Origin of the sequence: Streptomyces sp. NPDC079141, from assembly GCF_040686775.1 — a bacterium.
GTDB lineage: Bacteria > Actinomycetota > Actinomycetes > Streptomycetales > Streptomycetaceae > Streptomyces.
On sequence record NZ_JBFBLP010000005.1, the window covers coordinates 21,090 to 46,342 of the forward strand.

Genomic DNA, 25,253 nt, shown 5'->3' on the forward strand with positions numbered 1-25,253 from the left:
GTGCGGACGTTCATCCGCCGGTCCGGTGCACTGTCCGCTCTGCCCCGCTCCGTTCCCGCCATTGGTGGGCGGCTGAGCATTGGCGAAGGCCTGAGCCGAGGCGCCAACGACAGCGGCTCCGGCGAGTAGCGCGGCCGCGATGACCCGGCCGATGCCCTGCATCATGACTACACACCACCTTTCTTCTCCTGCCGACCGAGAGTAGACCTCTCTAATGAGCGGCAACAGGCACAGATGGTACGAAATAGCCACGTCTGCTGAGCGCTTGACAGCGCCGCAAACGAGTGGGCCCGCCCCCCGGGAGCCAGGGGGCGGGCCCTTTTCGTCCTCGCGGTGGCACCGCCATGCAGCACCGCGAGGGGTTCGTGGGGAGGATCAGCCGAAGCGGCCCGAGATGTAGTCCTCCGTCGCCTGGACCGACGGGTTGGAGAAGATGCGCTCCGTGTCGTCGATCTCGATGAGCTTGCCGGGCTGGCCGACCGCCGAGAGGTTGAAGAAGGCGGTGCGGTCCGAGACACGGGCCGCCTGCTGCATGTTGTGCGTCACGATGACGATCGTGAAGCGCTCCTTCAGCTCGCCGATCAGGTCCTCGATCGCCAGCGTGGAGATCGGGTCCAGGGCCGAGCACGGCTCGTCCATCAGCAGGACGTTCGGCTCGACCGCGATCGCCCGCGCGATGCACAGACGCTGCTGCTGACCGCCGGACAGGCCGGAGCCGGGCTTGTTCAGCCGGTCCTTGACCTCGTTCCAGAGGTTGGCGCCCTTCAGCGACCGCTCGACGATGTCACTGAGCTCGCTCTTCTTGTAGCTGCCGTTCAGGCGCAGGCCCGCCGCCACGTTGTCGAAGATCGACATCGTCGGGAACGGGTTCGGGCGCTGGAAGACCATGCCCACCTCGCGGCGGACCGTCACCGGGTCGACGCCGGTGCCGTACAGGTCCTCGTTGTCGAGCATCACCTTGCCCTCGACGCGACCGCCGGGGGTGACCTCGTGCATACGGTTCAGGGTGCGCAGGAAGGTCGACTTGCCGCAGCCGGAGGGGCCGATGAAGGCCGTCACCGAGCGGGGCTCGACGGTCATCGAGATGTCGTCGATCGCCTTGTGGGCGCCGTAGTAGGCGGACAGACCGCTTACATCGATTCGCTTGGCCATAACTACTTCACTTCCAAAGTCTTCAGTCGCTGAGGGGCCGCGGTCAGCGACCGGTCTTCGGGGCCTTCCAGCGGGCGATGCCGCGGGCCACCAGGTTGAGGATCATCACGAAGGCGATCAGCGTCAGGGACGCCGCCCAGGCACGGTCGTACGCCGCGGGCGAGCCCGCGCTCTGCGAGTACTGCTGGTAGATGTACAGCGGCAGCGACGCCTGCGGGCCCTCGAAGGGGTTGTTGTTGATGAACGGGTTGCCGAACACCAGCAGCAGCACGGGCGCGGTCTCACCGGCGATACGGGCGACCGCCAGCATGACACCGGTGGTGATGCCGCCGATCGCGGTCGGCAGGACCACCTTCAGGATCGTGCGCCACTTCGGGATGCCGAGGGCCAGGGAGGCCTCCCGCAGCTCGTTCGGGACGAGCTTGAGCATCTCCTCGGTGGAGCGGACGACCACCGGCATCATCAGGATCGCCAGGGCCAGCGCGCCGGCGAAGCCGGAGAAGCCCATGTCGAAGATCAGCAGCAGGCTGAGGATGAACAGACCGGCGACGATCGACGGGATACCGGTCATCACGTCGACGAAGAACGTCACCGCGCGGGCCAGGGCGCCGCGCCCGTACTCCACCAGGTAGATCGCGGTCATCACGCCGATCGGCGCGGCGATCAGGGTGGCGATGCCGACCTGCTCCAGGGTGCCGATGATGGCGTGGTAGATACCGCCGCCCGGCTCGGAGTCGGCGGTCAGGCCCATGGAGTGGGTCAGGAAGTAGGTGTCGAGGACCTTCACACCGCGGGAGATGGTCGTCCAGACGAGGGAGACCAGCGGCACCACGGCGACCAGGAAGGCGACCCAGACGAGCGAGGTCGCGACCCGGTCCTTGGCCTGGCGGCGGCCCTCGACGCGGCCGGCGATGGCGTACGTACCGAGGACGAAGAGGATCGCGGCGATCAGGCCCCACTGGATGCGGCTCTCGATGCCGGCGGCGATGCTGCCGCCGATGGAGAGCGCGAGGGAGCCCGCGGCGATTGCCCAGGGGGACCACTTCGGCAGCCGGGCGCCCTGGAGGGAGGACGGGTGCTGGACGCGTGCGGTCGTGGTGCTCATGCGTTGGCCCCCGAGTACTCCTTGCGGCGGGCGATGATCGCGCGGGCCGCGCCGTTGACCAGCAGCGTGATGACGAACAGGACCAGACCGGAGGCGATCAGCGCGTCCCGGCCGAACTCCGTCGCCTCACCGAACTTGCTGGCGATGTTCTGGGCGAAGGTGCCGCCGCCCGGGTTGAGCAGGCTGCCGTGGATCAGGAAGTCCGGGGAGAGCACGGTGGCGACGGCCATCGTCTCGCCGAGCGCGCGGCCGAGGCCCAGCATCGAGGCGGAGATCACGCCGGAGCGGCCGAAGGGCAGCACCGACATGCGGATGACCTCCCAGCGCGTGGCGCCGAGGGCCAGGGCGGCCTCCTCGTGCATCTGCGGGACCTGACGGAAGACCTCGCGGCTCACGTTGGTGATGATCGGGAGGATCATGATCGCGAGCAGGATGCCGACGGTCAGCATCGAGCGGGCGGCGCCGCCCTCCCAGTCGAACAGACCGGTCCAGCCGAGGTAGTCGTTCAGCCAGCCGAACAGGCCGTTCATGTGCGGTACGAGGATCAGGGCGCCCCACAGGCCGTACACGATGGACGGCACGGCGGCGAGCAGGTCGATCACGTAGGCGATCGGGCCGCTCAGCTTGCGCGGGGCGTAGTGGGTGAGGAACAGCGCGATGGCGACGGCGATCGGGACCGCGATGACCATGGCGATGATCGAGGAGACGATCGTGCCGTAGGCCAGGACCGCGATGCCGAAGACCGGCGGCTGGGCGCTGGTGTTCCACTCGAAGGTCGTGAGGAAGTTGCCCTCGTCCTCGCTGATGGCGATAGCGGCACGCCAGGTCAGGAAGACGGCGATGGCGGCCATGGTCGCCAGCAGGAAGATGCCCGAGCCGCGGGTGAGACCGAGGAAGATGCGGTCTCCGGGCCGGGTGGCGCCGCGGGCCGTGCGCTTGCGCGCGGCTGCCCTCGGCTGAGGCGTGGGGGGAGGTGCGTCAGTTATCTGTGTCGTGTCCATTGAGTTCTCCGGTCTGCGGAGACGCACAAAAAGATGCGGCTCCTGGCGGCGGTGCACCGGACGGTGCGGGCCCGGCCCCTGGGGACCGGGCCGCACACTCAGGTCAACTCAGGCCCGAGATGGTCTCGCGGACCTTGGTGATGATGTCGGTCGGCATCGGGGCGTAGTCGTTGTCGGCCAGGACCTTCTGGCCGTCCTCGCTCGCGATGTAGGTCAGGAACGCCTTGGTGGCGGGCAGGGTGTCCGCCTTGTTGCCCTTGTCGCAGACGATCTCGTACGTGACCAGGGTGATCGGGTAGGCGCCCTCGGCCTTGGTGGCGTAGTCCAGCTCCAGGGAGAGGTCCTTGCCGGTGCCGACGACCTTCGCGGCGGCGATGGCGGCCGTGGCGTTCTCGACGTTGGCCTCGACCGGCTCGCCGGCGCCCGTGTCGATGGCGGCGGCGTTGATGCCGTCCTTGGCGTACGACAGCTCCATGTAGCTGATGGCGCCGGAGGTCTGCTTGACCTGCTGGGCGACACCGGAGGAGCCGGAGGCCGACTGGCCGCCCTTCGCCTGCCAGGCCTTGCCGCCCTCGTACTTCCAGTTCTCCGGGGAGGAGGCGATCAGGTACTTGGTGAAGTTGTCCGTGGTGCCGGACTCGTCCGAGCGGTGGAACGCCTGGATCTTCAGGTCGGGAAGCTTCGCCTCGGGGTTCAGCTTCGCGATCGCCGGGTCGTTCCAGTTGGTGATCTTGCTGTCGAAGATCTTGGCGGTGGTCGCGGCGTCCAGGATCAGCTTGTCGACACCCGGGACGTTGTAACCGACGGCGATCGGGCCGCCGACCATCGGGAGGTCGATGCCCTGGCCGCCCTCGCAGATCTCCTTGGAGGCGGTGACCTCTTCCGGCTTGAGGGCCGAGTCGGAGCCGGCGAAGGCGACCGTGCCCTGCGTGAACGCGGTGACACCGGCGCCGGAGCCGCCGCCCTTGTAGTTGATCTGGATGTCGGGGCAGGCGGAGGTGAAGGCCTTGACCCAGAGGTCGATCGCGTTCTTCTGCGCGGACGAGCCGTCGGCGAGGAGCTGGCCCTTGGCGTCGTCGCACTTGATGTTGCCGGCGGCGGCGGTCGCACCCGAGGTGCTGTCGCCACCGTTGCTCGTGTCATCGGAGCCGCACGCCGTGAGGGCCAGGGCGCCGGAGACGGCGAGAGCACCGAGAGCGAGGGCCCGCCGGTTCATGCGCTGAAGCTTCACTTGAGGGAGTTCCTTCCAGGAGCCGCCGTCCTGAATTCGGCGGCGTGCGAGGACTGTGGTGATGCGGACGCGTCTTCCGAAGCGCGCGCCACACCGCGTAAGGCCGAAATTAGGCAGAACAGGTGAAGCGGCCGATGGCCGTAAATGAACGAGGGGTGAACCCCTGTGGACAGTGCGGTGAGGTCACGGAACGCTTACGTCGAGGACACGGGTCGATTTCCGGCCCACTGCTGGCTCTACCTGGTCTCTTCTGTCATCGGTCACTCTAAGCACCTGAGTGGTCACGCACCCGGCGGGACGTCTACGGGTGCTCCATGGGGTGGACCAGTTCGTCCACCAGGACCCGGTCGCGGGGCTGGGTGAGGCGCTGCCGGGCGGCGTCGGGCCGCAGCCACACGATGCGGTCCACCTCGGTGCTCGGGGTGAAGCCGCCCGAGGTGGCCTCGGCCGCCCAGTAGCGGACCTGCTTGGGGCGGCCGTTCGCCAGGTACTGGAGGGTGGAGAGCCGGGTACCGGCCGAGGCGCGGTAGCCCGTCTCCTCCTCGACCTCGCGCAGGGCACCGGCGAGGGCGTCCTCACCGCGCTTGAGCTTGCCCTTGGGGTGCGACCAGTCGTCGTATTTCGGCCGGTGCACGAGACAGATCTCCAGCTCGCCGTCGACCGGGGAGCGGCGCCAGAGCACACAGCCGGCCGCCTGGACGGTCGTGTCGTCGGTTTGCGTCACCAGGGGTTCACCGCCTCCTTGAGCGGGTCAAGGGGTTGGTCTCAAGGGGTGCCGACGGTCTGCTTCTGCCAGGAACGCTGGAACGCGAAACGTGCCGCCTCCACCTCGTGGCGCTGGTCGGCGTGGAGCACGCCGAGGGCGTACGCCGTCGCCGGGGCGATCCGCGGGGTGCGCGCCGCCGAGGCCGCGGCCGCCGCCGCCTCCGAGGCGTCGCGGTGGTGGTCGAGGGCCTGGCCCGCGGCCAGGAGCCGTACGTCCACGGGGGCCTCGTTGCCGACGAGGACCTCCCGGGCGTAGCGGTGCAGGCGCAGCAGCAGGCGGACCTGGTGCCAGGGGGCGTCCTGGGGATGCGGGGCCGGGTCCGGGGACAGGCCGTGGATCAGGGCCTCGGCGTTGTAGGGGTGGCCCGCGGTGAGCAGGGGCAGGGCGCCCACGGCGTCGGTGAGGCGCTCCTCGGCCGCGCCGGCCAGGGGATGCAGGTCGGTCGTGCCGGCGCCGGCGGTGAGGGGGACCTCGCTGGCGAGTACGGCGATGTTGTCGGCGACCGCGTGGAAGCGGGAGGAGCCGAGGGCCTGGAGGGCGGTGGAGTGGGCCCGGGTCCGGGACAGGGTGAGCTGGCGTTCCAGCAGGGCGCCTGCCTTGGCCGCGCCCACCGTGAGGTTGCCGCGCTCTGTGCCGGCGGCGGGGCCGGTGCTGCCGGGTGCCGCCTCCGCGCCCGCGTTCACGCGGATCCCCTCCGCCCCCGACTGTGCCGGGAAGGCCGTAGCCCCCGACAGCCTGTGCAGGGCCGCCAGCAGGCGGTCCAGGCGGGCCGCGCAGGCGTGTTCCAGGGCCAGGGTGCCGGAGAGCCAGGCCAGTTCGGGGCGCATGCGTTCCGACCACTCGGGGTCCAGCAGGGGGCGGAAGGTGTGCAGGCTGCCGCTGATGCGGCGGGCCGAGCGGCGCAGGGCGCGGGCCGCGTCGACCGACTCGTCCGGGCCGTTCTCCCCGGCGCGGGTCCTGGCCCGGCCGGGGTCGGTGCCGCCGGCCTCCCGGTGCAGCCGAAGGGCGCGAAGGAACTCCATGGCCTGGGCGCGCAGGTAGCCGGCGAGGGCGTCTCCGGTCACCTGCGCGGCCGTGGGTTCCGTCGGGTCAAGGTGTTGCTGTGCCACGCCGGCGCCTCCGGGCGTCTATGAGCATCTCCTGGACGTTCCGCAGGGGCTGGCCTTCGGCGTCGGTCGCGTGCCGGGTCCATTCGCCGTCCGGGCCGAGGTGCCAGGAGGAGGTGGTGTCGGACATGCCGGTCTCCAGCAACCGGTTGAGGGCCGCCCGGTGGGCCGGGTCGGTGACCCTGACCAGTGCCTCGATGCGGCGGTCGAGGTTGCGGTGCATCATGTCGGCGCTGCCGATCCACACCTCGGGCTCGCCGCCGTTGCCGAAGGCGAAGACCCGGGAGTGTTCGAGGAAGCGGCCGAGGATCGAGCGGACCCGGATGTTCTCCGACAGGCCCGCCACACCCGGGCGCACGGCGCAGATGCCGCGCACCCAGACGTCGACCGGCACGCCCGCCTGGGACGCGCGGTACAGGGCGTCGATGATCGCTTCGTCGACCATCGAGTTGACCTTGATGCGGATGAACGCCGGACGGCCCGCACGGTGGTGCTGGACCTCCTTATTGATCCGCGAGATCAGGCCGTCCCGCAGCGACTTGGGGGCCACCAGCAGACGGCGGTAGGTCTCCCGGCGCGAGTAGCCGGACAGGCGGTTGAAGAGGTCCGAGAGGTCGGCGCCCACCTGGGGGTCGGCCGTCAGCAGGCCCAGGTCCTCGTACAGGCGGGCCGTCTTCGGGTGGTAGTTGCCGGTGCCGACGTGGCTGTAGCGCCGCAGCGTGTCGCCCTCCTGGCGGACCACCAGGGACAGCTTGCAGTGGGTCTTCAGGCCGACCAGGCCGTAGACCACATGGCAGCCGGCCTCCTCCAGCTTGCGCGCCCACTTGATGTTGGCGTGCTCGTCGAAGCGGGCCTTGATCTCGACCAGGACGAGGACCTGCTTGCCGGCCTCGGCGGCGTCGATGAGCGCGTTGACTATGGGGGAGTCGCCCGAAGTCCGGTACAGGGTCTGCTTGATGGCGAGGACGTCCGGGTCCTCGGCCGCCTGCTCCAGGAACGCCTGCACGGAGGTGGAGAAGGAGTCGTAGGGGTGGTGCAGCAGGACGTCCCGGCTGCGCAGGGCCGCGAAGATGTCGGGCGCGGACGCCGACTCGACCTCGGCGAGGTCGCGGTGGGTGCCGGCGACGAACTTCGGGTACTTCAGCTCGGGCCGGTCCAGGGAGGCGACGCGGAACAGGCCGGTGAGGTCCAGCGGACCCGGCAGCGGGTACACCTCGGCCTCGCTGATCTTCAGCTCGCGCACCAGGAGGTCCAGCACCTCGCGGTCGATGGACTCCTCGACCTCCAGGCGCACCGGCGGCCCGAAGCGGCGCCGCATGAGCTCCTTCTCCAGCGCTTGGAGGAGGTTCTCGGCGTCGTCCTCCTCGACCTCCAGGTCCTCGTTGCGCGTGATGCGGAAGGCGTGGTGCTCCAGCACCTCCATGCCCGGGAACAGCTCTTCCAGGTGCGCGGCTATGACGTCCTCGATGGGGACGTAGCGGCCGGGGCTGGACTCCAGGAAGCGGGAGAGCAGCGGGGGCACCTTGACCCGGGCGAAGTGCCGGTGGCCGCTGACCGGGTTGCGCACGACGACGGCCAGGTTCAGCGACAGGCCGGAGATGTACGGGAAGGGGTGCGCGGGGTCGACGGCCAGCGGGGTCAGCACGGGGAAGATCTGGTGCCGGAAGAGGGTGAACAGGCGGGCCTGCTCCTTCTCCGTCAGCTCGCTCCAGCGGACCAGGTGGATGCCCTCCTCCGCCAGGCCGGGGGCGACGTCCTCGTGGAAGCAGGCGGCGTGCCGGGCCATCAGCTCGCGCGAGCGGGCCCAGATCATCTCCAGCACCTGGGTGGGCTGGAGGCCGGAGGCGGAGCGGGTGGCGACGCCGGTGGCGATACGGCGCTTCAGGCCGGCCACCCGGACCATGAAGAACTCGTCCAGGTTGCTGGCGAAGATGGCCAGGAAGTTGGCCCGCTCCAGCAGCGGAGTGGTCGGGTCCTCGGCGAGTTCGAGAACCCGCTCGTTGAACGCCAGCCAGCTGCGCTCGCGGTCCAGGAAACGGCCCTGGGGCAGGGGGGCGCCGTCGGTCTGCGACTCCTCGTAGGAGTCGAGGTCGGCGTCGATGTCGGGTTCCAGGTCGGAGACCGAACCGGCCACCGTGCGCGAGCGGTGCGCGGCTATGGAACCCACGGAGGGCTGGGCGTGCTGGACCTGTGCCTGGGCGTTGGGCTGGCTCATGGACCTATTCTTCCGCGCTTCCAGGGAAACGGGCGCGTCGGACGGTGCGGGCGGCAGCACGGTGGCGAGGCGTCGGGCGTCCCCGTTCGTCGCGGTTCCCTTTGGGGGCGGCGAAGGCTCTGGCACGGCGGGCTTCATTCGCCGAGCGTCGCAAGGTCGTCTGAACCGATGGTTACGGAGACATGGCGTGCGGGATATCGAGCGGGGGCTCCCGGGCGTCTACATGCCGGGGCCGGACGTCCCTCCCCCCGTAGGAGAGACGTACGGCCCCGGAGTTCAGGAGGCGCGGCGGCGCAGCAGGAAGAAGCAGGCCGCCACGGCCACGGCGGTGATGCCGAGGAGGAGGCCGCTCTCCACGTACTGGAGGGGCCAGAAGTGGGACTGGGGGTGGAGGGTCACCTCCGTCTGTGTGGAGGACACCTGCATGGCCGAGCGGGGTATTTCCCAGCCCGCCTTGTCCCGGGTGACCGTCGACCACAGGTCCTCGCGGTGGGCCTCCAGCAGGTTGTAGAGGGCCAGGCAGGCCAGGACGGCCGTGCCGGCCGCGGGCAGGGCCCGCCCGAGCAGCATCCCGGCGAGCGCGCCGAGGGCGAGGCCGGCCAGGGCGTAGGCGACGGCGGTGGGGCCGGTGCCGACGAAGCTGTCCGGGAAGTACCACTCGTTGACCAGGTTGGGGTCGTCGTTGCCGCGGGCCCAGACGTGGAGCAGCACGGCGGCGCTCGTGCCCACGGCGAGCAGGACGGCCGGCACGGCGAGCTTGACGGCCAGCCAGCGGACCGGAGTGACCGATTGGGTCCAGGCCAGCCGGGCGGTGCCGTTCTCCAGCTCCCGGCCGATCAGCGCGGCGCCCGCCCAGGCGGCCACCGGGAACATCAGGTAGGCGATGACGCCGGTGACCAGCCCGATGCCCTCGGAGTAGGTCTGGTCCGCGGTGATCGCGTCGACCGAAGCGCACGACGGCAGCCGGTCGGTGGCGGGGTCGGCACAGGCACTCAGGCCCCGCGCGGCCTCATCCGTGAGGGAGGCCAGGTAGATCAGGTACGCGGTGACCGCGGCCAGCGCCAGGCCCCACAGCACCAGCGCCGCGCGGTGCAGCCGCAGCACGGCCCAGAGCAGGCCCCTCGGGCGGGGCGCGGTGCGGGCGGTGGGAACGGCGGCGGCGGTGACGGCGGTCATGAGGCGGCTCCGGTGCGGCGGTTCAGCAGCCAGAACGAGGCCGCGACGACGACGGCCGCCACGCCCACGACGATGCCGGTCTCCACGAGCTGGAGGGGCCAGAAGTGGGAGGCGGGGTGGTAGTCGGCGTAGAAGCCGGTGATGTCGCGGTCGCTGAGGCAGCGGGGCAAGCCCATGCAGTCAGGGATCGGCACCCGGGCGCCGGTGGAGGTGAGGGCGCCGCCGTCGAGGATCATGCCGACGGTCTCGGGGTAGTCGTCCCCGGCGAGCGCGGTCTCGGCCGGCCACAGGTGCGGGCGCAGTTCCAGGAGCTTGTTCTGGAGGACCACTACGACCGCGGCCGCGATGCCGAGCGCGGGCAGGGCGCGCGGCAGGAGCAGGCCGACCAGGGCGCCGAGGGCGAGGCCGAGCAGGGCGTAGGCGGTGGCGAGGGTGCCGTTGGCCGCGAAGATGGTGTCGTCGTGCCACACGCGCCAGCCGATGGTCGTGTGCAGCTCGCCGCCCGAGGTCCACACCAGGCGGTGCAGCAGGGTGAGCGTGAGCATGCCTACGACGATCAGGGCGGCCGGGACGGCGAGCTTGGCGGCCAGCCAGCGCGCCGGGGAGACGGACTGCGTCCAGGCAAGGCGCGCGGTGCCGTTCTCCAGTTCGCGGCCGATGAGCGCGCCGCCCGCCCAGGCGGCGATCAGCGTCGGCAGCCAGTACATCAGCGCGCCGGTCACGCCGAGGACCTGGTCGTAGCGGGTCATGGCGGGACCGGTGTAGTCGCAGGCGAGGCCGGGGTTGTCGGAGCCGCACTGCATCTGCCGGTACTCGTCCCAGGCGGCGTCGGCGCCCGGCCCGTACACCCACAGCAGTGCTCCGCCGAAGACCGCCAGCAGCATCAGCCAGAACCACAGGGCCGAGCGGTGGATCCGCAGCATCGCCCAGAGCAGGCCCCTCAAGCGGGGCGCGGTGCGGGTGGCGGGCGCGTCCACGGTCACGGCGGTCATACGGCCGCCTCCTCGGTGTCCAGGCGGAGCGCGGGGGCCTCGGGGGAGCGCAGGTGGGCCAGGACGAGCTCCTCCAGGGTCGGCTCGGTGGGCTGCCAGCCGGGGCCGACGGGGCCCTCGGGGCGGATCAGCGCGATGCGCTGGCGGCCGGTGGTGCGGGACTCGACGACCGTGTGCGGGTCAAGGGAGTCCTCGGCCCGGCCGGTGACCAGGGTGTGCGCGGCGAGCAGGTCCTCCAGCGGGCCGGCGAGCCGGACCCGGCCGGCGCCGAGCAGCAGCAGGTGGTCGCAGGAGCCCTCCAGCTCCGCCACGACGTGCGAGGACATGACAACCGTGGTGCCGTGCTCGGCCGCGTCCGCCATCAGGGTGCCGGTCAGCTGGTGCCGGGCGAGCGGGTCGAGGTCGGCCATCGGCTCGTCCAGGAGCAGCACTTCGGGGCGCTTGCCGAGGGCGAGGGCCAGGGCGACCCGGGTGCGCTGGCCGCCGGAGAGCGTGCGGACCTTGGCGCCGGGGTCGAGGTCGCCCTCGGCGACGATCCGCCCGGCGGTGGCGGCGTCCCAGCGCCTGGGGTTGAGCTCCTGGCCCAGGCGCAGGGTGTCGGCGACGGTGAGCTGGGGGTGCAGGGGCTTGTCCTGGGCGACGTACGCGAGGCGCTCGCGGGCCGCGGCAGGGGTGCTGCCGAGCACGGTGATGCTGCCCTCGGTGGGCCTGAGCAGCCCGGCGGCGAGCGCGAGCAGCGTCGACTTGCCGGCGCCGTTGGGCCCGACCACGGCGCAGATGCGGCCGGCCGGCAGCCGGAACTCGCAGCCGTCCAGGGCCTTCTTGTGACGTCGGCCGAATCTCCTGCCCAGCCCCGCCGCCTCGATGGCGGTGTCGGTCATCCCTGGTCCCCCTTGAAGTGCTCGTCCAGTACGGAAGTGAAAAGGGCAGCGACGTCGTCGTGCTCCAGGCCGGCCTTGCGGGCCCGCACCGCCCATGCCGTCAGCTCCGTGCGCAGCGGGGAGTCGGCGGGCGTGGCGCCCAGTGACTTCCGTACGAACGTGCCGAGGCCGCGGCGGGCCTCGACCAGGCCCTCGCGCTCCAGCTCGCGGTAGGCCTTCAGAACGGTGTTCGGATTGATGGCGGTGGCCTCCACGACCTCGCGGGCCGTGGGGAGCTTGTCGCCGGGTGTCAGCAGGCCCAGGCGCAGGGCCTGTTTGGTCTGCTGGACGATCTGGAGGTAGGTGGCTACGCCGCTGCGCCGGTCGATGCGGTACTCGACCACTCGCTTCCACCACCCTTTCACTAATTGAGTAGTGAAAGGGTGGTGGAAGGGGTGCCCGGAAGTCAAGCGTGATTCCTTGGAACCTCTGTGAACCGATCGACCGACCTCGTCCGATGAGGTGACGTGAGCGAAACGAGAAGCGACGGGGAACTGCTGCGCGCCGTCGCGGCGGACGGGGACCGGCGCGCCTTCGAGGAGCTGTACCGGCGGTTCGCGCCCTGGCTGACCGCACGCCTGCGGGGCCGGTGCGCCGACGCCGGGATCGTCGACGACGTCGTACAGGAGACGTTCCTCGCCGTGTGGCGGGGGACCGCCCGCTACCGGGAGGACGGGGACGTCGCCGGGTGGCTGTGGCGGATCGGGTCGCGGCGGCTGGTCGACGCGCTGCGCGGCGACGGGGCGCGGGGGCGGCTGCGGCAGGCGCTGGCCCGGCTGCGGCACCGGGAGGAGGCGTCCGCGGAGGACCGCGTGCTCGCGGGGGTGGAGCACGGGGACCTCGCGGGAGCCCTGGTGCGGCTCTCGCCCGAGCTGCGGGCGGTGCTCCAGGCGACGGTCATCGACGGGCTGACCACCCGCGAGGCGGCCGTCGTCCTGGGCATCCCGCCGGGGACGGTCAAGACGCGGGCGATGCGGGCCCGCAAGCAACTGCGGGAGGCACTGGCATGACCTGGCACCTGGACGAAGACGACGTACGGGCCTATGCGCGGGGCGAGTTGACCCCGCCGCTGCTGTGGTCGGCGGACACCCACCTCGCCGCCTGCGCCCCCTGCCGTGGAGTGCTCGCCGAGGTGAGCGACCCGGTCGCGCTCGACGCCGGCTGGGAGCGGCTCGACGCCGAACTCGACGCGCCCCGGCCCGGACTGTTCGAGGCGCTGCTGCTGCGGCTCGGCGTCGCCGACCACACCGCGCGGCTGCTCGCGGCGACACCCGTGCTGCGCCGCTCCTGGCTGGCGGCGGTGGTGCTGCTGCTGGTGACGACCGTGGGGGTGGTCTACTCGGCCGGCTCGCCCACGCTGTTCCTCGCCCTCGCGCCGATGCTGCCGCTGGCCGGCGTCGCGCTGTCCTACGGCCCCGCGCTGGACCCGACGTACGAGATGGCGGTGGTCAGCCCCGTGCACGGCTTCCGGCTGCTGATGATCCGTACGCTCGCCGTCCTCGCCGCCGGTCTCGGCCTCAACGGACTGGCCACCCTCGCGCTGCCCTCCTACGGCCTGCGCGCCCTGGCCTGGCTGCTGCCCGCGCTCGCCCTGACCGCGGCCGGCCTCGCGCTGACCCCGCGGCTGGGCCCGGTGCTGGCGCCCTCCCTGGTCGGCGGGGTGTGGGTCGCGCTGCTCGCCGCCGCGGAGGCCGGAGACGGCCCGCTCGTGCCGTTCACCGCGGCCGGACAGGGCGTGGCCGCCGCGGTCGCCGCCCTCGCCGTCGGCCTGCTCTTCCTCGTACGTGACCGATTCGACGTCTTCCTCAGGAGCGCCGTATGACTCCCACCGTCTCCGCCTCGGGCCTGACCCTCCACTACGGCGGCACCCGCGCCCTCGACGACGTGTCGCTGCGGCTCACCCACGGGGTCACCGGGCTGCTCGGGCCCAACGGCGCCGGGAAGACCACCCTGTTGCGGGTGCTCGCCACCGCCGTGCCCGCCCAGCGCGGGTCCTTCACCGTGCTCGGGCACGACCCCGGCTCGGCGCGCGGCCGGCAGGAGGTCAGGCGATCGCTCGGCTACCTGCCGCAGACGCCCGGCTTCCACCCGGACTTCACCGCCTTCGAGTTCGTCGACTACGTGGCGATCCTCAAGGAGCTTACCGACCGCGCCGCCCGCCATCGCGAGGTGCGGCGCGTGCTGGAGGAGGTCGGCCTGGGCGACGTACGCGGCAGGCGCATCAAGAAGCTGTCCGGCGGTATGCGGCAGCGGGTCGCACTGGCCGCCGCGCTCGTCGGCGAGCCCGGCTTCCTGGTCCTCGACGAGCCCACCGTCGGCCTGGACCCCGAACAGCGCATGCGGTTCCGGGAGTTGATCGCCCGGGCGGGCGAGGGCCGGACCGTACTGCTGTCCACCCACCAGACCGAGGACGTGGCGATGCTCTGCCACCGCGTCCTGGTGATGGCCGCAGGCCGCATCCGCTTCGACGGCACCCCCGCCGAGCTGACCGCGCGGGCGGCCGGCCACGTCTGGAGCAGCACCGAACGCGCCCCCCACGCGAAGGCGGGCTGGCGCACCGGCACGGGCACCTTCCGCAACGTGGGCGACCCGCCGCCCGGCGCCGACCTCCTCGAACCCACCCTGGAGGACGGCTACCTGCTCACCCTCGACGGCGAAGGCGTGGAGGTGGCGGCATGAGCACGATCGTCCAGGCCCCGGTGCGGCCGGTACCGGTGCCGACCATGGGCGTCCTCGCCCTCGCCCGCTTCGAGGCCCGCAGACTCCTGCGCTCGATCCCGGTCCTCGTCGCCTTCGCGCTGTACCTCGCCTGGATCGTCTGGCACACCCGGGACTCCTACGACGGTTTCCCCGCCCTCCAGGACGCCGACCGCGACACCCAGGGCCCGGCCGTGCTCGTCGGCCTGGCCGTCCTGCTCGGCGCGCACCAGGCCGTGCTGCGCTCCTGGCGGCGGGACACCGAACGGCACTTCGCGACGCTGGTGATCCCGCCGTGGCGCCGTACGGCCGCCCATGTGCTGTCCGTCGTGCCGGCGGCGCTGCTGACCGCGGCGTTCGTGGGCGTGCAGTTCGGCTGGGAGGCGCTCAAGGCGGGGGCGGTCGGGCACGGTTCGCCGGGCGAACTGCTCGCCGGGCCGCTGACGGTGCTGCTGTTCGGCGCGGGCGGGGTCCTGCTGGCCCGGCTGGTGAAGTCGGCCGTCGTGGGCCCGCTGCTGGTCGTCTTCCTCCTCTTCTTCCTCGTCCTCGGCGTGTCGCCGGGCGGCGACGAATCCACTCGCTGGCTGTTCCCGGTCGCAGGCGAGTCCGGCACCGAGACGCTCCCCTCCGAGCTGCTGGGCCGTCCCGCCGCCTGGCACGCCCTCTACCTGCTGGGCCTCGGGCTGACGGTCGGTCTGCTCGCCGTACTGGTGGGCGGCGGCCGCGGGATCAGGACCGTCCGCGTCGCGCTCGGCGGTGCGGTGGCCCTGGCCCTGCTGGGCGGCTACGCCCAGTCCGGCGGCACCACGGCGGATCTCACGGCGGCCCGCGAACGGGCCACCTCGGACCCGGCGCAGGACTGCGCGCAGCGCGGCCGGTCGACGTACTGCGCCTACCCCGAGTGGGAGCCCCGCACCGGCGCGTGGGCCCAGGTCGTGGACGAGGTCGAGAACCTCGCCGGCGGCACCGCCCACGAGCAGCGTCTCCTCGTCCGCCAGCGGGTCGAGGCGCGCTACGGCCTCTCCGCCGACGGCGCCCTCGCACCCCTGGACGCCGCGCACGAGGTCACCGTGGGCACGCGGTGGGGCGGCAACCGGGTCCCGGAGTTCTCCGCCGCCGTCGCCGCCGTACTGGTCGCGGGCAGCGAGCAGGCCGGCAGCGAGTTGTGCGACGGGCGGATGGTGACCGTGATGTGGCTCGCCCTCGGCTGGCAGTCCGAACCCCTGGACGCGCTGCGGGCGGTACGCCTCGACGACAGCCTGAGCGGCTCGGCGATCGTGCTGTCGCCGACGGACCCGCTGTCGATGTCGGCCGCCCAGACCGATGTCGTACGGGAGTTGCTGACCCGGCCGCGGTCCGAGGTGACGGCCCGCGTGCAGGAGCAGTGGACGGAACTGACGGCTCCCGGGGTGACCACCGCGCGGGCGGCGCAGCTGCTCGGAGTGAAGGGGATCGAGGAGAAGGACGGATGCGAGCAGTGACCGATCTGCTCCTGCCGGTCTGGCGGACCCTGCCCCGGCGGGCGCTGGGCGCGGGCGCGGCGGCCGGGCTGCTGCTCGCCGGGTCGACGCGACTGTTCCCCGAGACCTTCGACCCCTGGCTCGCCCTCAGCGCGCTGCGTGCCGCGGCCCTCGCCTTCGCGCTGGGCCTGGCGTTCCTCCTGGACGACCCGGCCCGCCACACGACGGCCACGGTGCCGACCCGCCGCCCCGTCCGTCAGGCACTGCGGCTGGCGCTGACCGTGCCGGTCGCGGCGCTGTGGTGGACGGCCGCGGTGCTGCTGGTGCCCGGCCCGCTGCGCCCGCCCGTGGGCGCGACCACCGTGGAGGCCGCGGCGGTCTGCGCCCTGGCCCTGGCCGGCGCGGCGTTCGCCGTCCGCCGCACCGCGGAGCCGCAGTCCGGCCCGGCGGTCGGCGCCGGACTGCTCGTCACGGCCGTACTGGCACCGACGCTCGTGCCGGAGCAGTGGGAGCTGTTCGTGGCCGTGACCGACCCGCGGTGGGCCGCCGCCCATGAGCGGTGGGGCGTGGTGCTGGCGGCGGCGGCCGTGGCGTGGGGGGTCTGCGGGACGGAGCCGGTGCGGCGGTTCAGGGCACGCGGCTGAGGGCGCTCACGCCTGCGCGGCCGAGAGTGCTCACGTCTCCGTCCGGTACATCAGATCCGTCTCGTACGTCGCGAACCCCATCCGCTCGTACACCGACACCGCCGCCTTGTTGTCGGCGTCGACGTACAGCATCGCCGTGGGCAGCCCCTGCCCCGCCAGATGCCGCAGGCCGACCGCGGTGAGCGCCTTGCCGAGCCCGCCGCCCTGCGCACCCGGCCGCACGCCGAGGACGTACACCTCCCCGAGGCCCTCCTCGGCGTGCACCTTGGTCCAGTGGAATCCGATCAGCTCGCCCGCGCGCTCGGCGAGGAAGAAGCCGGACGGGTCGAACCACGGCTCGGCCATACGGTCGTCGAGGTCGCGCTGGGTGAGGGAGCCCTGCTCGGGATGGTGGGCGAAGGCCGCGGCGTTCACGGCGAGCCAGGCCGCGTCGTCCTGCCCGGGCACGAAGGTACGGATCGTCACATCGCCCGGCAGGCCCGGCTCGGGCAGCTCCAGATCGGCCAACGATCGCCGCATTTGTCGTAGTTCGCGGAAGAGTGTCAGCCCCAGCACCTGCGCCAGATGACGCGCCGCCGAGTGCCCGCCGTGGGCCCACACCCGCAGCCGCTTGCCGGACGCGGCCAGCAGCGCCGTACCGAGCGCCCGTCCGTGGCCGTGCCCCCGGTGTGCGGGGTGGACGACCAGTTCGGCGGCCGGCGCCTCCACCGGATCGGTGTCCTCCAGCTGGGCGTACCCGACGAGTTCGCCGTCCACCGTCAGCAGCAGATGCGAGACGCCCTCGCGCTCTCCGCCGCGCAGTTGCAGCCGGCCCTGCTCGGAGACCGCCTGCTGGCCGTCGTTGTGGGCGGCGTCCGCGAGCAGGGCGAGCACGGCCTCGATCTGGCCCGGGGAGAGTGCGGAACGGGTCTCGATGGAGCGGTTCCGGCCGGGCTGTGCGGTGTCGTCGCTGGTCATGCGTACGAGAGTAAGCGGAGGCCCCCGCAAAGTGGCGGCAAAAGGGAAACCAGGATGTAACCATGAACCACCTACCGCGCTACGCGCGTTGACTCTAGGCTGCGCCGGGACGGGGCCACTGTCGTCACAGTCCTCAGGGGACACAGGCGACTTCACGACTTCATGACTTCACACGACTCACAGGGGGGCGTATGCCAGCCATGTCCCAGCCGCACCAGCGCCGCAGACGACGGACGCACCTGATCCTCGCCGCCGCGGCGGGCCTCGCCACCGCCGGTGCTCTGGCCGCCGCGCTGCCGACGACCGCGTCCGCGGGGGAGAGCGACAAGAAGGGCGTCGGCGCCAGCCGCTACCAGGACGTGCAGCTGCTGTCGTTCAACGACCTGCACGGCAACCTGGAGCCCCCGGCCGGCCGCGACGGTCGGGTCACGCACCTCCACGAGGACGGCACCACCGAGACCATCAACGCGGGCGGTGTCGAGTACCTCGCCACCCACCTGCGCCAGGCGCGCGAGGGCAACAAGTACTCCATCACCGCCGCCGGCGGCGACATGGTCGGCGCCTCCCCGCTGATATCGGGCCTCTTCCACGACGAGCCCACGATCGAGGCGCTGAACAAGCTCGACCTGGACGTCACGTCCGTCGGCAACCACGAGTTCGACGAGGGTGCGAGGGAACTGGCCCGCCTGCAGAACGGCGGCTGCCACCCGACCGACGGCTGCTACATGGACGAGGGCTTCGCGGGCGCGGACTTCCCGTACCTCGCCGCCAACGTCCTCGACGAGAACACCGGCAAGCCGATCCTCAAGCCCTACACGGTGTGGAAGAAGGACGGCGTCAAGATCGGCTTCATCGGCGTGACCCTGGAGGACACCCCCGGTGTCGTCTCCGCCGACGGCGTCAAGGGCCTCAAGTTCAAGGACGAGGTCGAGACGATCAACAAGTACGCCCGGGTGCTGCACAAGCAGGGCGTGAAGTCGGTCGTCGCGCTGATCCACGAGGGCGGCGCCCCGGCCTCGGCCGCGTACAACTACGACTGCGACTCCCCGGGCGCCGGTGACGGCATCTCCGGCCCGATCGTGGACATCGCCAAGAACATCACGCCGAAGGTCGACGCGCTGGTCACCGGCCACACGCACGCCGCCTACGCCTGCACCATCAACGACCCGGCGGGCAACCCGCGCACGGTCACCTCGGCCGCGTCCTTCGGCCGCCTGTACACGGACACGACGCTGACGTACGACCGCTGGACGGGCGACATCGCCCGTACGTCCGTCGAGTCGGCGAACCACGTGGTCACCCGGACCGTCGACAAGGCGACGGACATGACCGAGCTGATCACCAAGTGGAACACCCTCGCGGCGCCCGTCGGCAACCGCCCGATCGGCTACATCTCCGCCGACATCGCCTCCACGGGCACCGAGTCCCCGCTGGGCGACCTGATCGCGGACGCGCAGTTCGCGTACGCCAAGGAGCTGGACCCGGAGACCGACCTGGCGCTGATGAACCCGGGCGGTGTGCGGGCCAGTCTGACCTACGCGGCCAAGGGCAGTGAGGGCGACGGTGTGGTGACCTACGCCGAGGGCTTCGCGGTCCAGCCGTTCTCCAACACGGTGAACCTCCAGGACTTCACCGGCGCACAGCTGATCCAGATCCTCAAGGAGCAGGTCAGCGGTGCGAACGCGGCCGCGCCGAAGATCCTCCTGCCGTCGACGGGCCTGACGTACACGCTGGACATGACCAAGACCGGCGCCGACCGCGTCGTCACGGACTCGATCCTGCTCAACGGTGCCGCGATCGACCCGGCCGCCACCTACCGCGTCGCGACGAACAGCTTCCTCGCGGGCGGCGGCGACGGCATCACCACGCTGGGCCAGGGCACCAACGACCTGGTCGGCGCGGACGACCTGGCGGTGCTGGAGAAGTACCTGACGGCCAACTCTTCGGCCACGAACCCGATCGCGCCGCCGGCCGCGAACCGGATCACGGTCATCAGCCCCCCGGCATCGTGAGCTGAGAGGATCCCTCTGCCGTTCGCGGCGAAGGCGGTGGTCGGCCTGTTGGCCGCCACCGCCTTCGCCGTTCTCGCCGACCGGTCTGGAATTCCCGAAGGTCACCCCCGCCAAGAAGAACTGCAAGAACGCCGCCGCCCCCGGCCAGCAGAAGAAGCGGACGGCCGCGAAGTCCGCGAGGCCTTCCGCCGTTTCTGGCCGCTCACCCACATCGCCCCGGCACAGCAGCCCTCTCCGGCGGCCAGCTCCAACGCATCGCCATCGCCCGCGCGATGCTCCGCGCCGCCCCCGTCCTCATCCTGGACGAACCCACGGCGGGCCTGGACGCAGTGGCGGCCCGGCAGGTGGTTCGGCCGCTGCGGCGCCTGATGGCGGGCCGCACGACGATCGTGATCACCCACGACCTTTCGCTGGCGCCGGACGCGGATCGGATCGTGGTCGTGGAGGAGGGCCGCCTGGTCGAAGCGGGCACGCACGGGGAACTGGTGGCGCGGGGCGGGGCGTACGCCCGGCTGGCGGGGGCGGGGGCGACGCCGGTACTCACCCCCCCTCGGGTGAAGCGGACGCAAACCGGGACAGGGAGACACCCGGTCGCTCACGTGTTCTACCTGGACTACGGGAACGGCTGGCTCACTTACACCTTCGTGCCGCGCGCAGAAGACCCCCAGATCATCGTGGAACTGGTCTTCTGGCGGGGTTCCTGACCCCGGCAGTCGCTTGCTTCCCGAGTCGGTTGTCAGTGGCGGCTGGCAGCATGGTGATCATGAGTCGGATCATCTCGTACAGCACGGCTGACAAGGCCGACGTCCTCGGGTTCCTCGGGGCCGCCGGGAAGCTCTCCTCTGACCAGCAGCGCGTTCTCGGCATGATGCGAGAGAGGGCGCAGAGGAGCCAGGCCGAACTCGAACGCCAGGGCATTGACTGGGGGTTGGCCATCCCCGAGGCGCTGGAGCACCTCATAGCCGGCCACGCGAGTGCGGACGCGGAGTACGCCGCCGGTGCCTACTACCGCGCCCTCCAGCACATCATCGACTGCAACGCGTCCGACCCCTCCGACCTCGGCGTGTACTCCAAGCCGTCCACCTTCTTCGGGCTGCTCGACGATGAATTGCGCCGCCTGGACGTGAGTCCTGAACTGTTGCTGCACGATCACGTCTTCGCCGGACCGCCGGAGGAGATCCCCTTCCACATTCCCTGTCCCGTGGACGGCCCCCACATCGGCATGTTCCCCCTGTCCAAGGCCAAGCCCGCTGCCGACGCCTACCGTGCGGTGCTGGAGCGGATGGACGAGAGCTTCCGGTACGACCTCCAACAGATCATCGAGAAGCTGGAGTTCGAGCACACCGAGTGGGAGTACGCCACGAAGAACATCGACTGGTACACCCAGGACACGATCTTCTTCTCCATCACCGGCTGACGGCGTCAGGAAGCCGTAGGCGTCCAGTCCCCCAGCCAGTCGGCCGTCTCCTGGTCCGCCGCCTGGGCGTCGGTCAGTTGGGGGCGGTCGCTGCTCGCGGAGCCCGCGCCCGCGCCGGTGTTCTGGTACTCGGCGAAGCGGTCGTTCTTCCAGGAGAAGCCGCCCATGTCCGACCAGGGGGTGGACTTGATGGCGGCGCTGAGGGTGGTGTTGCGGACCGTGGTCTGGGGGCGGAGGGTGGTGTCGCCGCCGGCGTGCCAGTTGCGGCCGAGGTAGAAGCTGGCGTTCGATACGTCGCCGTTGACCGCCGAGCGGTTGATCAGGAGGCCCTTGCGGTCGGCCGGGGTGCTGGGGGCGGTGATGTACCCCGCCGACGTGCCGTTCCAGCGCTTCTTCAGAGTGATGACCGACTGGTCGATCACGGCCGTGGCCCGGCCGAAGATGAAGTCGACGTTGCCGGTGATGTAGGAGTTCTTGACGTAGACCCGGCCGAGCTTCTCCTTGGCCGCCGTGTCCAGGAGCAGGGTGTCCTGGTCGCCGTTGACGATGAGCGAGTCGAGGTAGACCTTGTCGGCGGCCGTGCGCAGGGCCACCGCCTGGTGGCCGGAGAGGGACTGGTTGGCCGCCTCGTCGAAGTCGTTGGTGATGGTCAGGTTGCGGGCCTGGAAGTCGTCCGCCTCCACCGCGACCGTGGCGCTGCCCGCCGTACCGTACGTGCCCGAGCCGACCGGCTTCGGCGTCCCCGACGCGTTGTTGTAGACGATCACCGTGTCCTTGCGGCTGCCGCCGGTGCCCTGGATGGTGACGTGCGGCTTGTTGGCCGGGACCTTGACCGTCTCGCGGTACGTGCCCGGCTTGACGGCGATGACGACCCGGGAGGGGTTGTTCGCCGGTACGGCGTTCACGGCGGCCTGGACCGTGGAGTACTGGCCACTGCCGTCCTTGGCGACGGTGAGGGTGGTGGCCGCGGCGGCCAGGGTGGTCGCGGTCGTGCCGATCGAACTGCGCGGGCCTGTCCCCGACTTCAGCAGCGCCGGCACATCCGCCGTCCTGTCCAGCGTGTACGCGTAGTACGTCTTCGGGTCGAAGGCCGTACCGCCGCTCTCGTTGCGGCCGCTGGTGCCGACGAAGGTGTTGCCCCGCTGCACGATCGCCGCCGTACTGTCCTTGATCACCGGATTGGTGAAGCCCTGGAAGTAGGAGTTCTCCAGGACCATCTTCGTCCTGCCGCGCGAGTAGTTGCCGTACGACGACTTGATGTCGGTGCCCGCCGTGTCCTCCAGGTAGTTGTTGTAGAGGTGCGCGTGGGCCGCGTTGTCCGTGGACGGGTTGCGCTGCTCGGTCTCGCGGAACCAGTTGTGGTGGATCGTGATGTCGGTGACGACGTTCTCGGTCCAGCCGATGCCGAACGTCTTGTTGTTCTGGCTCAGCTTGTTCCAGGAGACGGTGATGTTCGTGCTGTCCTTGCGGACGTCGATCAGGCCGTCGGCCATGTGCCGCAGGTCGTTGTGGTCGATCCAGACGTGGTGGGCGCCGTCCATCTGGATCGCGTCGAAGTCGTGGTCCTTGTCGTTCCAGACGCCCTGGTACGAGTCCCGGATGGTGAGGTTCCGGATGATCACGTTGTGCACGCCGGTGCCGAGGAAGAAGCCGCCGCCGACGATCTGTCCGGAGGTCCCGGAGCCGACGATCGTCTTGTCACTCGCGACCTTGATCTCCTTGCCGACCGGGTTCATGGTGATGGTTGCGGCGACGACTATGACGTACGGCTCGGGCGCGGTCGCGTACTTCTCCAGGTCGGCAAGCGACTTCACCGTCACCGTCTTCCCGTCGCGGCCGCCGTAAGTGCCGTTCTGGCCCAGCGCGTTGACGGAGGCGAAGCCGTCCGCGGTGGCGGAGGCCCAGGCGGGGGCGGTGGCCGCGGAGGCGGTGCGCTGGGCGTCCTCGCCGAAGACGCCGAGGTCGGTGCCGTAGGCGAGCGCGCCGGCGGAGGTCAGGGCGAGGGGCAGGCCGACCGCCACCGCCGTACGCCTTCTGCGGTGGCGCGGCTTGCGGCTGGGGTGCTGCGCGTGGGGGGTTTCCATGTGTCGGCTCCGTTCGTTCCGTTCGGTACGGGGCGGGTCGACGTGGAGTTGCCGCGGGGGACGGGAAGGTTGCCGTCAGGCCCTAGGGGACCTCGGGCGGCGGCACCGGTGCCCCGGGCAGCCGTACGGTCGCCACCGTGCCGCCGCCCTCCGCGCGGGCCAACGACACCTCACCGCCCGCCTGCTGGACCGTGCGGGCCACGATGGACAGGCCGAGGCCGGAGCCGGGGAGGGCGCGGGCCGACGGTGAGCGCCAGAAGCGGTCGAAGACGTGGGGGAGTTCCTCGGCGGGGATGCCGGGGCCGTGGTCGCGGACGGTGAGGACGCCGGCGGCCAGGGACACCTCGATGGTGCCTGCCTCGGGGCTGAACTTCACCGCGTTGTCGAGGATGTTGACCACCGCGCGCTCCAGGGCCGTCGGTTCCGCCCGTACGTACCAGGGCTGGAGATCGGCCGTGATCGTCAGCTCCGGGCCGCGCAGGCGGGCGCGGCGCAGGGCGGACTCGACGGTGTCCTCCAACGACACCACCTGCACGCGCTCGCCCCGCTGGCCCTCCGAGCGCGACAGCTCCTGCAAGTCGCCGATCAGGGCGGCCAGTTCGGTCATCTGCGCCTTCACCGAGGCCATCAGCGCCTTGCGGTCCGCCTCCGGGATCGGGCGGCCCGTCTCCTCGCTGCGGGTCAGCAGCTCGATGTTCGTGCGGAGGGAGGTGAGGGGGGTACGGAGTTCATGGCCGGCGTCCGCGATGAGCTGCTGCTGGAGCTCGCGGGAGCTGGCCAGGGAGGACGTCATCGAGTTGAAGGAACGGGAGAGACGCGCGATCTCGTCCTCGCTGTCCTCCTCCACGGGGATACGGACGCTCAAGTCCTCTGTCCGGGCCACGTGTTCGACGGCCTCGGTGAGCTTGTCCACGGGGCGGAGGCCGGCACGGGCTACCGCGAGGCCTGCGGCACCTGCGCCCAGGACTCCGATGCCGGAGACGAGGAGGAGGATGAGGGCGAGTTCGTTGAGGGTGGACTTGGTGCTGCTGAGGGGCACGGCGATGAGCAGCGCGGTGTCCTTGAGGACGTAGTGACTGTTGGCGTCGTCCACGACCAGGGCCGTGGTCAGCACGCGTACCGGGTTTCCGTCCTTGTCCGTGCCGTTGCGGAGCGTCGCCCTGCTGACCTGCGGGTTCTCGGCGACCTTCTTGTCGCTGTCGGTGACCTTCACCAGAGCCTCGGAACCGCCGAACAGGCAGGCAGTGCCGTCCGTCTGCACGAGCTGGGTGTAGCCCTTGAACCGCGGTCCGAAGAGCACCGCGTCGGAGGGGGACTGGGCGCAGGTGTTGAGGGCGGCGGCCACCGCGGCCTCCGGCTGTGACTGACGGACGCTGGACTCCAGGTCGTTGTCCAGCTCCGCGTACAGCTTCCCCTGCACAATGAACCAGCAAGTCACCGAAACCGCCGCCACCGCGAACGCCACCGCCGCCGCCACCAGCAACGCCAGCCGCGAGCGAATCGGCAGCGCGCGGAAGCGCCGTAGCACCTTTCTCACTCGGCGCCGCCCTGGCGCAGCACATACCCCACGCCCCGCACGGTGTGCACGAGCCGCGGCTCGCCGCCAGCCTCGGTCTTGCGCCGCAGGTACATCACGTACACGTCCAGCGAATTCGACGACGGCTCGAAGTCGAAGCCCCAGACCGCCTTGAGGATCTGCTCGCGCGTCAGCACCTGACGCGGGTGTGCCATGAACATCTCCAGGAGCGTGAACTCGGTACGGGTGAGCTCCACCGGCCGCCCGCCCCGCGTCACCTCCCGCGTGGCGAGGTCCATGCGCAGGTCGGCGAAGGTGAGGGCCTCGTCGTCCTCGACCGCAGAGGCGTTCGCCGCCTTGTACGAGCTGCGGCGCAGCAACGCCCGCACCCGGGCGAACAGCTCGTCCAGCTCGAACGGCTTGACCAGGTAGTCGTCGGCGCCCGCGTCGAGGCCGGTGACGCGGTCGCCGACCGTGTCGCGGGCCGTCAGCATCAGGATCGGGGTGGTGTCGCCCGCCCCGCGGATGCGGCGCGCGGCGGTCAGGCCGTCCATGCGGGGCATCTGGATGTCGAGGACGACCAGGTCGGGCCGGTAGGCCGTGGCCTTCTCCAGGGCGTCGGCGCCGTCGACGGCGACCTCCGTGTCGTATCCCTCGAAGGCGAGGCTGCGCTGGAGTGCTTCGCGCACGGCCGGCTCGTCGTCGACGATGAGGATGCGCTGGGGGTCACGGTCGCCTTCGGCGGGGCTCATGGGCTTCGGGTTCCTCGGGTGCGGAGGGACGGGGGGCGATGCATTCAGCC

General features: G+C 71.2%; 22 protein-coding genes and 1 pseudogene. 8 read left to right on the plus strand and 15 right to left on the minus strand.

Annotation, left to right across the window (positions count from 1 at the left end; genetic code table 11):
• Window positions 1-375 precede the first annotated feature (375 nt).
• From pstB to AB0Q90_RS16765, 11 genes are all read right to left on the minus strand, one after another.
• Window positions 376-1,152, minus strand: coding sequence for a phosphate ABC transporter ATP-binding protein PstB (gene pstB, locus AB0Q90_RS16715; protein ID WP_363161402.1), 777 nt, complete (start codon window positions 1,150-1,152; stop codon window positions 376-378).
• A 43-nt stretch (window positions 1,153-1,195) separates the two neighbouring features.
• Window positions 1,196-2,257: a phosphate ABC transporter permease PstA gene (gene pstA / locus AB0Q90_RS16720; protein ID WP_363161401.1), complete on the minus strand. Its 1,062-nt coding sequence runs from the start codon at window positions 2,255-2,257 to the stop codon at window positions 1,196-1,198.
• Window positions 2,254-3,258: a phosphate ABC transporter permease subunit PstC gene (gene pstC / locus AB0Q90_RS16725; protein ID WP_363161400.1), complete on the minus strand. Its 1,005-nt coding sequence runs from the start codon at window positions 3,256-3,258 to the stop codon at window positions 2,254-2,256. Before pstC ends, pstA begins: the two co-directional genes overlap by 4 nt.
• A gap of 103 nt (window positions 3,259-3,361) precedes the next feature.
• Window positions 3,362-4,489 (minus strand): phosphate ABC transporter substrate-binding protein PstS, encoded by a 1,128-nt coding sequence (gene pstS / locus AB0Q90_RS16730; RefSeq protein ID WP_363161399.1) that lies wholly within the window; start codon window positions 4,487-4,489, stop codon window positions 3,362-3,364.
• A gap of 301 nt (window positions 4,490-4,790) precedes the next feature.
• Window positions 4,791-5,213, minus strand: coding sequence for an NUDIX hydrolase (locus AB0Q90_RS16735; RefSeq protein WP_363161398.1), 423 nt, complete (start codon window positions 5,211-5,213; stop codon window positions 4,791-4,793).
• A gap of 41 nt (window positions 5,214-5,254) precedes the next feature.
• Entirely contained in the window at window positions 5,255-6,364 is a 1,110-nt protein-coding gene (locus AB0Q90_RS16740; RefSeq protein ID WP_363161397.1) for a CHAD domain-containing protein, read from the minus strand.
• A complete protein-coding gene (locus AB0Q90_RS16745; protein ID WP_363161396.1) occupies window positions 6,345-8,576 on the minus strand; it encodes an RNA degradosome polyphosphate kinase in 2,232 nt (743 codons plus the stop codon). The genes AB0Q90_RS16740 and AB0Q90_RS16745 overlap by 20 nt, the downstream gene beginning before the upstream one ends.
• Before the next feature lie 276 nt (window positions 8,577-8,852).
• Window positions 8,853-9,752: a hypothetical protein gene (locus AB0Q90_RS16750; protein ID WP_363161395.1), complete on the minus strand. Its 900-nt coding sequence runs from the start codon at window positions 9,750-9,752 to the stop codon at window positions 8,853-8,855.
• The gene (locus tag AB0Q90_RS16755; RefSeq protein WP_363161394.1) at window positions 9,749-10,744 is read right to left on the minus strand and encodes an ABC transporter permease subunit; all 996 of its coding nucleotides are present in this window, start codon (window positions 10,742-10,744) and stop codon (window positions 9,749-9,751) included. The genes AB0Q90_RS16750 and AB0Q90_RS16755 overlap by 4 nt, the downstream gene beginning before the upstream one ends.
• The gene (locus tag AB0Q90_RS16760; protein ID WP_363161393.1) at window positions 10,741-11,625 is read right to left on the minus strand and encodes an ABC transporter ATP-binding protein; all 885 of its coding nucleotides are present in this window, start codon (window positions 11,623-11,625) and stop codon (window positions 10,741-10,743) included. Before AB0Q90_RS16760 ends, AB0Q90_RS16755 begins: the two co-directional genes overlap by 4 nt.
• Window positions 11,622-12,008, minus strand: a complete 387-nt coding sequence (locus AB0Q90_RS16765) for a GntR family transcriptional regulator (RefSeq protein ID WP_363161392.1) — start codon at window positions 12,006-12,008, stop codon at window positions 11,622-11,624. Before AB0Q90_RS16765 ends, AB0Q90_RS16760 begins: the two co-directional genes overlap by 4 nt.
• Before the next feature lie 123 nt (window positions 12,009-12,131).
• On the opposite strand from AB0Q90_RS16765, the gene AB0Q90_RS16770 reads away from it, so the two are divergent.
• From AB0Q90_RS16770 to AB0Q90_RS16790, 5 genes are read left to right on the plus strand one after another with little or no spacing between them, the layout of a single operon-like run.
• The gene (locus tag AB0Q90_RS16770) at window positions 12,132-12,674 is read left to right on the plus strand and encodes an RNA polymerase sigma factor (protein WP_363161391.1); all 543 of its coding nucleotides are present in this window, start codon (window positions 12,132-12,134) and stop codon (window positions 12,672-12,674) included.
• Window positions 12,671-13,486 carry a zf-HC2 domain-containing protein gene (locus tag AB0Q90_RS16775; RefSeq protein WP_363161390.1) on the plus strand — a complete coding sequence of 272 codons (816 nt, stop codon included), beginning with the start codon at window positions 12,671-12,673 and terminating at the stop codon, window positions 13,484-13,486. The genes AB0Q90_RS16770 and AB0Q90_RS16775 overlap by 4 nt, the downstream gene beginning before the upstream one ends.
• Window positions 13,483-14,343 carry an ABC transporter ATP-binding protein gene (locus tag AB0Q90_RS16780; protein ID WP_363161389.1) on the plus strand — a complete coding sequence of 287 codons (861 nt, stop codon included), beginning with the start codon at window positions 13,483-13,485 and terminating at the stop codon, window positions 14,341-14,343. The genes AB0Q90_RS16775 and AB0Q90_RS16780 overlap by 4 nt, the downstream gene beginning before the upstream one ends.
• Window positions 14,340-15,842, plus strand: coding sequence for an ABC transporter permease (locus AB0Q90_RS16785; RefSeq protein WP_363161388.1), 1,503 nt, complete (start codon window positions 14,340-14,342; stop codon window positions 15,840-15,842). The genes AB0Q90_RS16780 and AB0Q90_RS16785 overlap by 4 nt, the downstream gene beginning before the upstream one ends.
• Complete coding sequence (locus AB0Q90_RS16790; protein ID WP_363161387.1) at window positions 15,830-16,465, plus strand: ABC transporter; 636 nt, start codon at window positions 15,830-15,832, stop codon at window positions 16,463-16,465. Before AB0Q90_RS16785 ends, AB0Q90_RS16790 begins: the two co-directional genes overlap by 13 nt.
• A 30-nt stretch (window positions 16,466-16,495) precedes the next feature.
• Here the strand turns inward: AB0Q90_RS16790 and mshD are convergent, their stop codons facing one another.
• On the minus strand, window positions 16,496-17,422 hold the full coding sequence (gene mshD, locus AB0Q90_RS16795; protein ID WP_363161386.1) for a mycothiol synthase: 927 nt from the start codon (window positions 17,420-17,422) through the stop codon (window positions 16,496-16,498).
• A 191-nt stretch (window positions 17,423-17,613) separates the two neighbouring features.
• On the opposite strand from mshD, the gene AB0Q90_RS16800 reads away from it, so the two are divergent.
• From AB0Q90_RS16800 to AB0Q90_RS16810, 3 genes and pseudogenes are all read left to right on the plus strand, one after another.
• Complete coding sequence (locus AB0Q90_RS16800) at window positions 17,614-19,434, plus strand: bifunctional metallophosphatase/5'-nucleotidase (protein ID WP_363161385.1); 1,821 nt, start codon at window positions 17,614-17,616, stop codon at window positions 19,432-19,434.
• Between the two features lie 215 nt (window positions 19,435-19,649).
• Window positions 19,650-20,138: pseudogene (locus AB0Q90_RS16805) on the plus strand (ATP-binding cassette domain-containing protein); the annotation flags it as partial.
• A 59-nt stretch (window positions 20,139-20,197) separates the two neighbouring features.
• Complete coding sequence (locus tag AB0Q90_RS16810) at window positions 20,198-20,851, plus strand: hypothetical protein (protein WP_363161384.1); 654 nt, start codon at window positions 20,198-20,200, stop codon at window positions 20,849-20,851.
• Between the two features lie 5 nt (window positions 20,852-20,856).
• Here the strand turns inward: AB0Q90_RS16810 and AB0Q90_RS16815 are convergent, their stop codons facing one another.
• From AB0Q90_RS16815 to AB0Q90_RS16825, 3 genes are all read right to left on the minus strand, one after another.
• A complete protein-coding gene (locus AB0Q90_RS16815; protein WP_363161383.1) occupies window positions 20,857-22,935 on the minus strand; it encodes a pectinesterase family protein in 2,079 nt (692 codons plus the stop codon).
• An 82-nt stretch (window positions 22,936-23,017) separates the two neighbouring features.
• Window positions 23,018-24,472, minus strand: a complete 1,455-nt coding sequence (locus tag AB0Q90_RS16820) for a HAMP domain-containing sensor histidine kinase (protein ID WP_363161382.1) — start codon at window positions 24,470-24,472, stop codon at window positions 23,018-23,020.
• Window positions 24,469-25,203, minus strand: coding sequence for a response regulator transcription factor (locus tag AB0Q90_RS16825; RefSeq protein WP_363161381.1), 735 nt, complete (start codon window positions 25,201-25,203; stop codon window positions 24,469-24,471). Before AB0Q90_RS16825 ends, AB0Q90_RS16820 begins: the two co-directional genes overlap by 4 nt.
• Window positions 25,204-25,253: the final 50 nt, after the last annotated feature.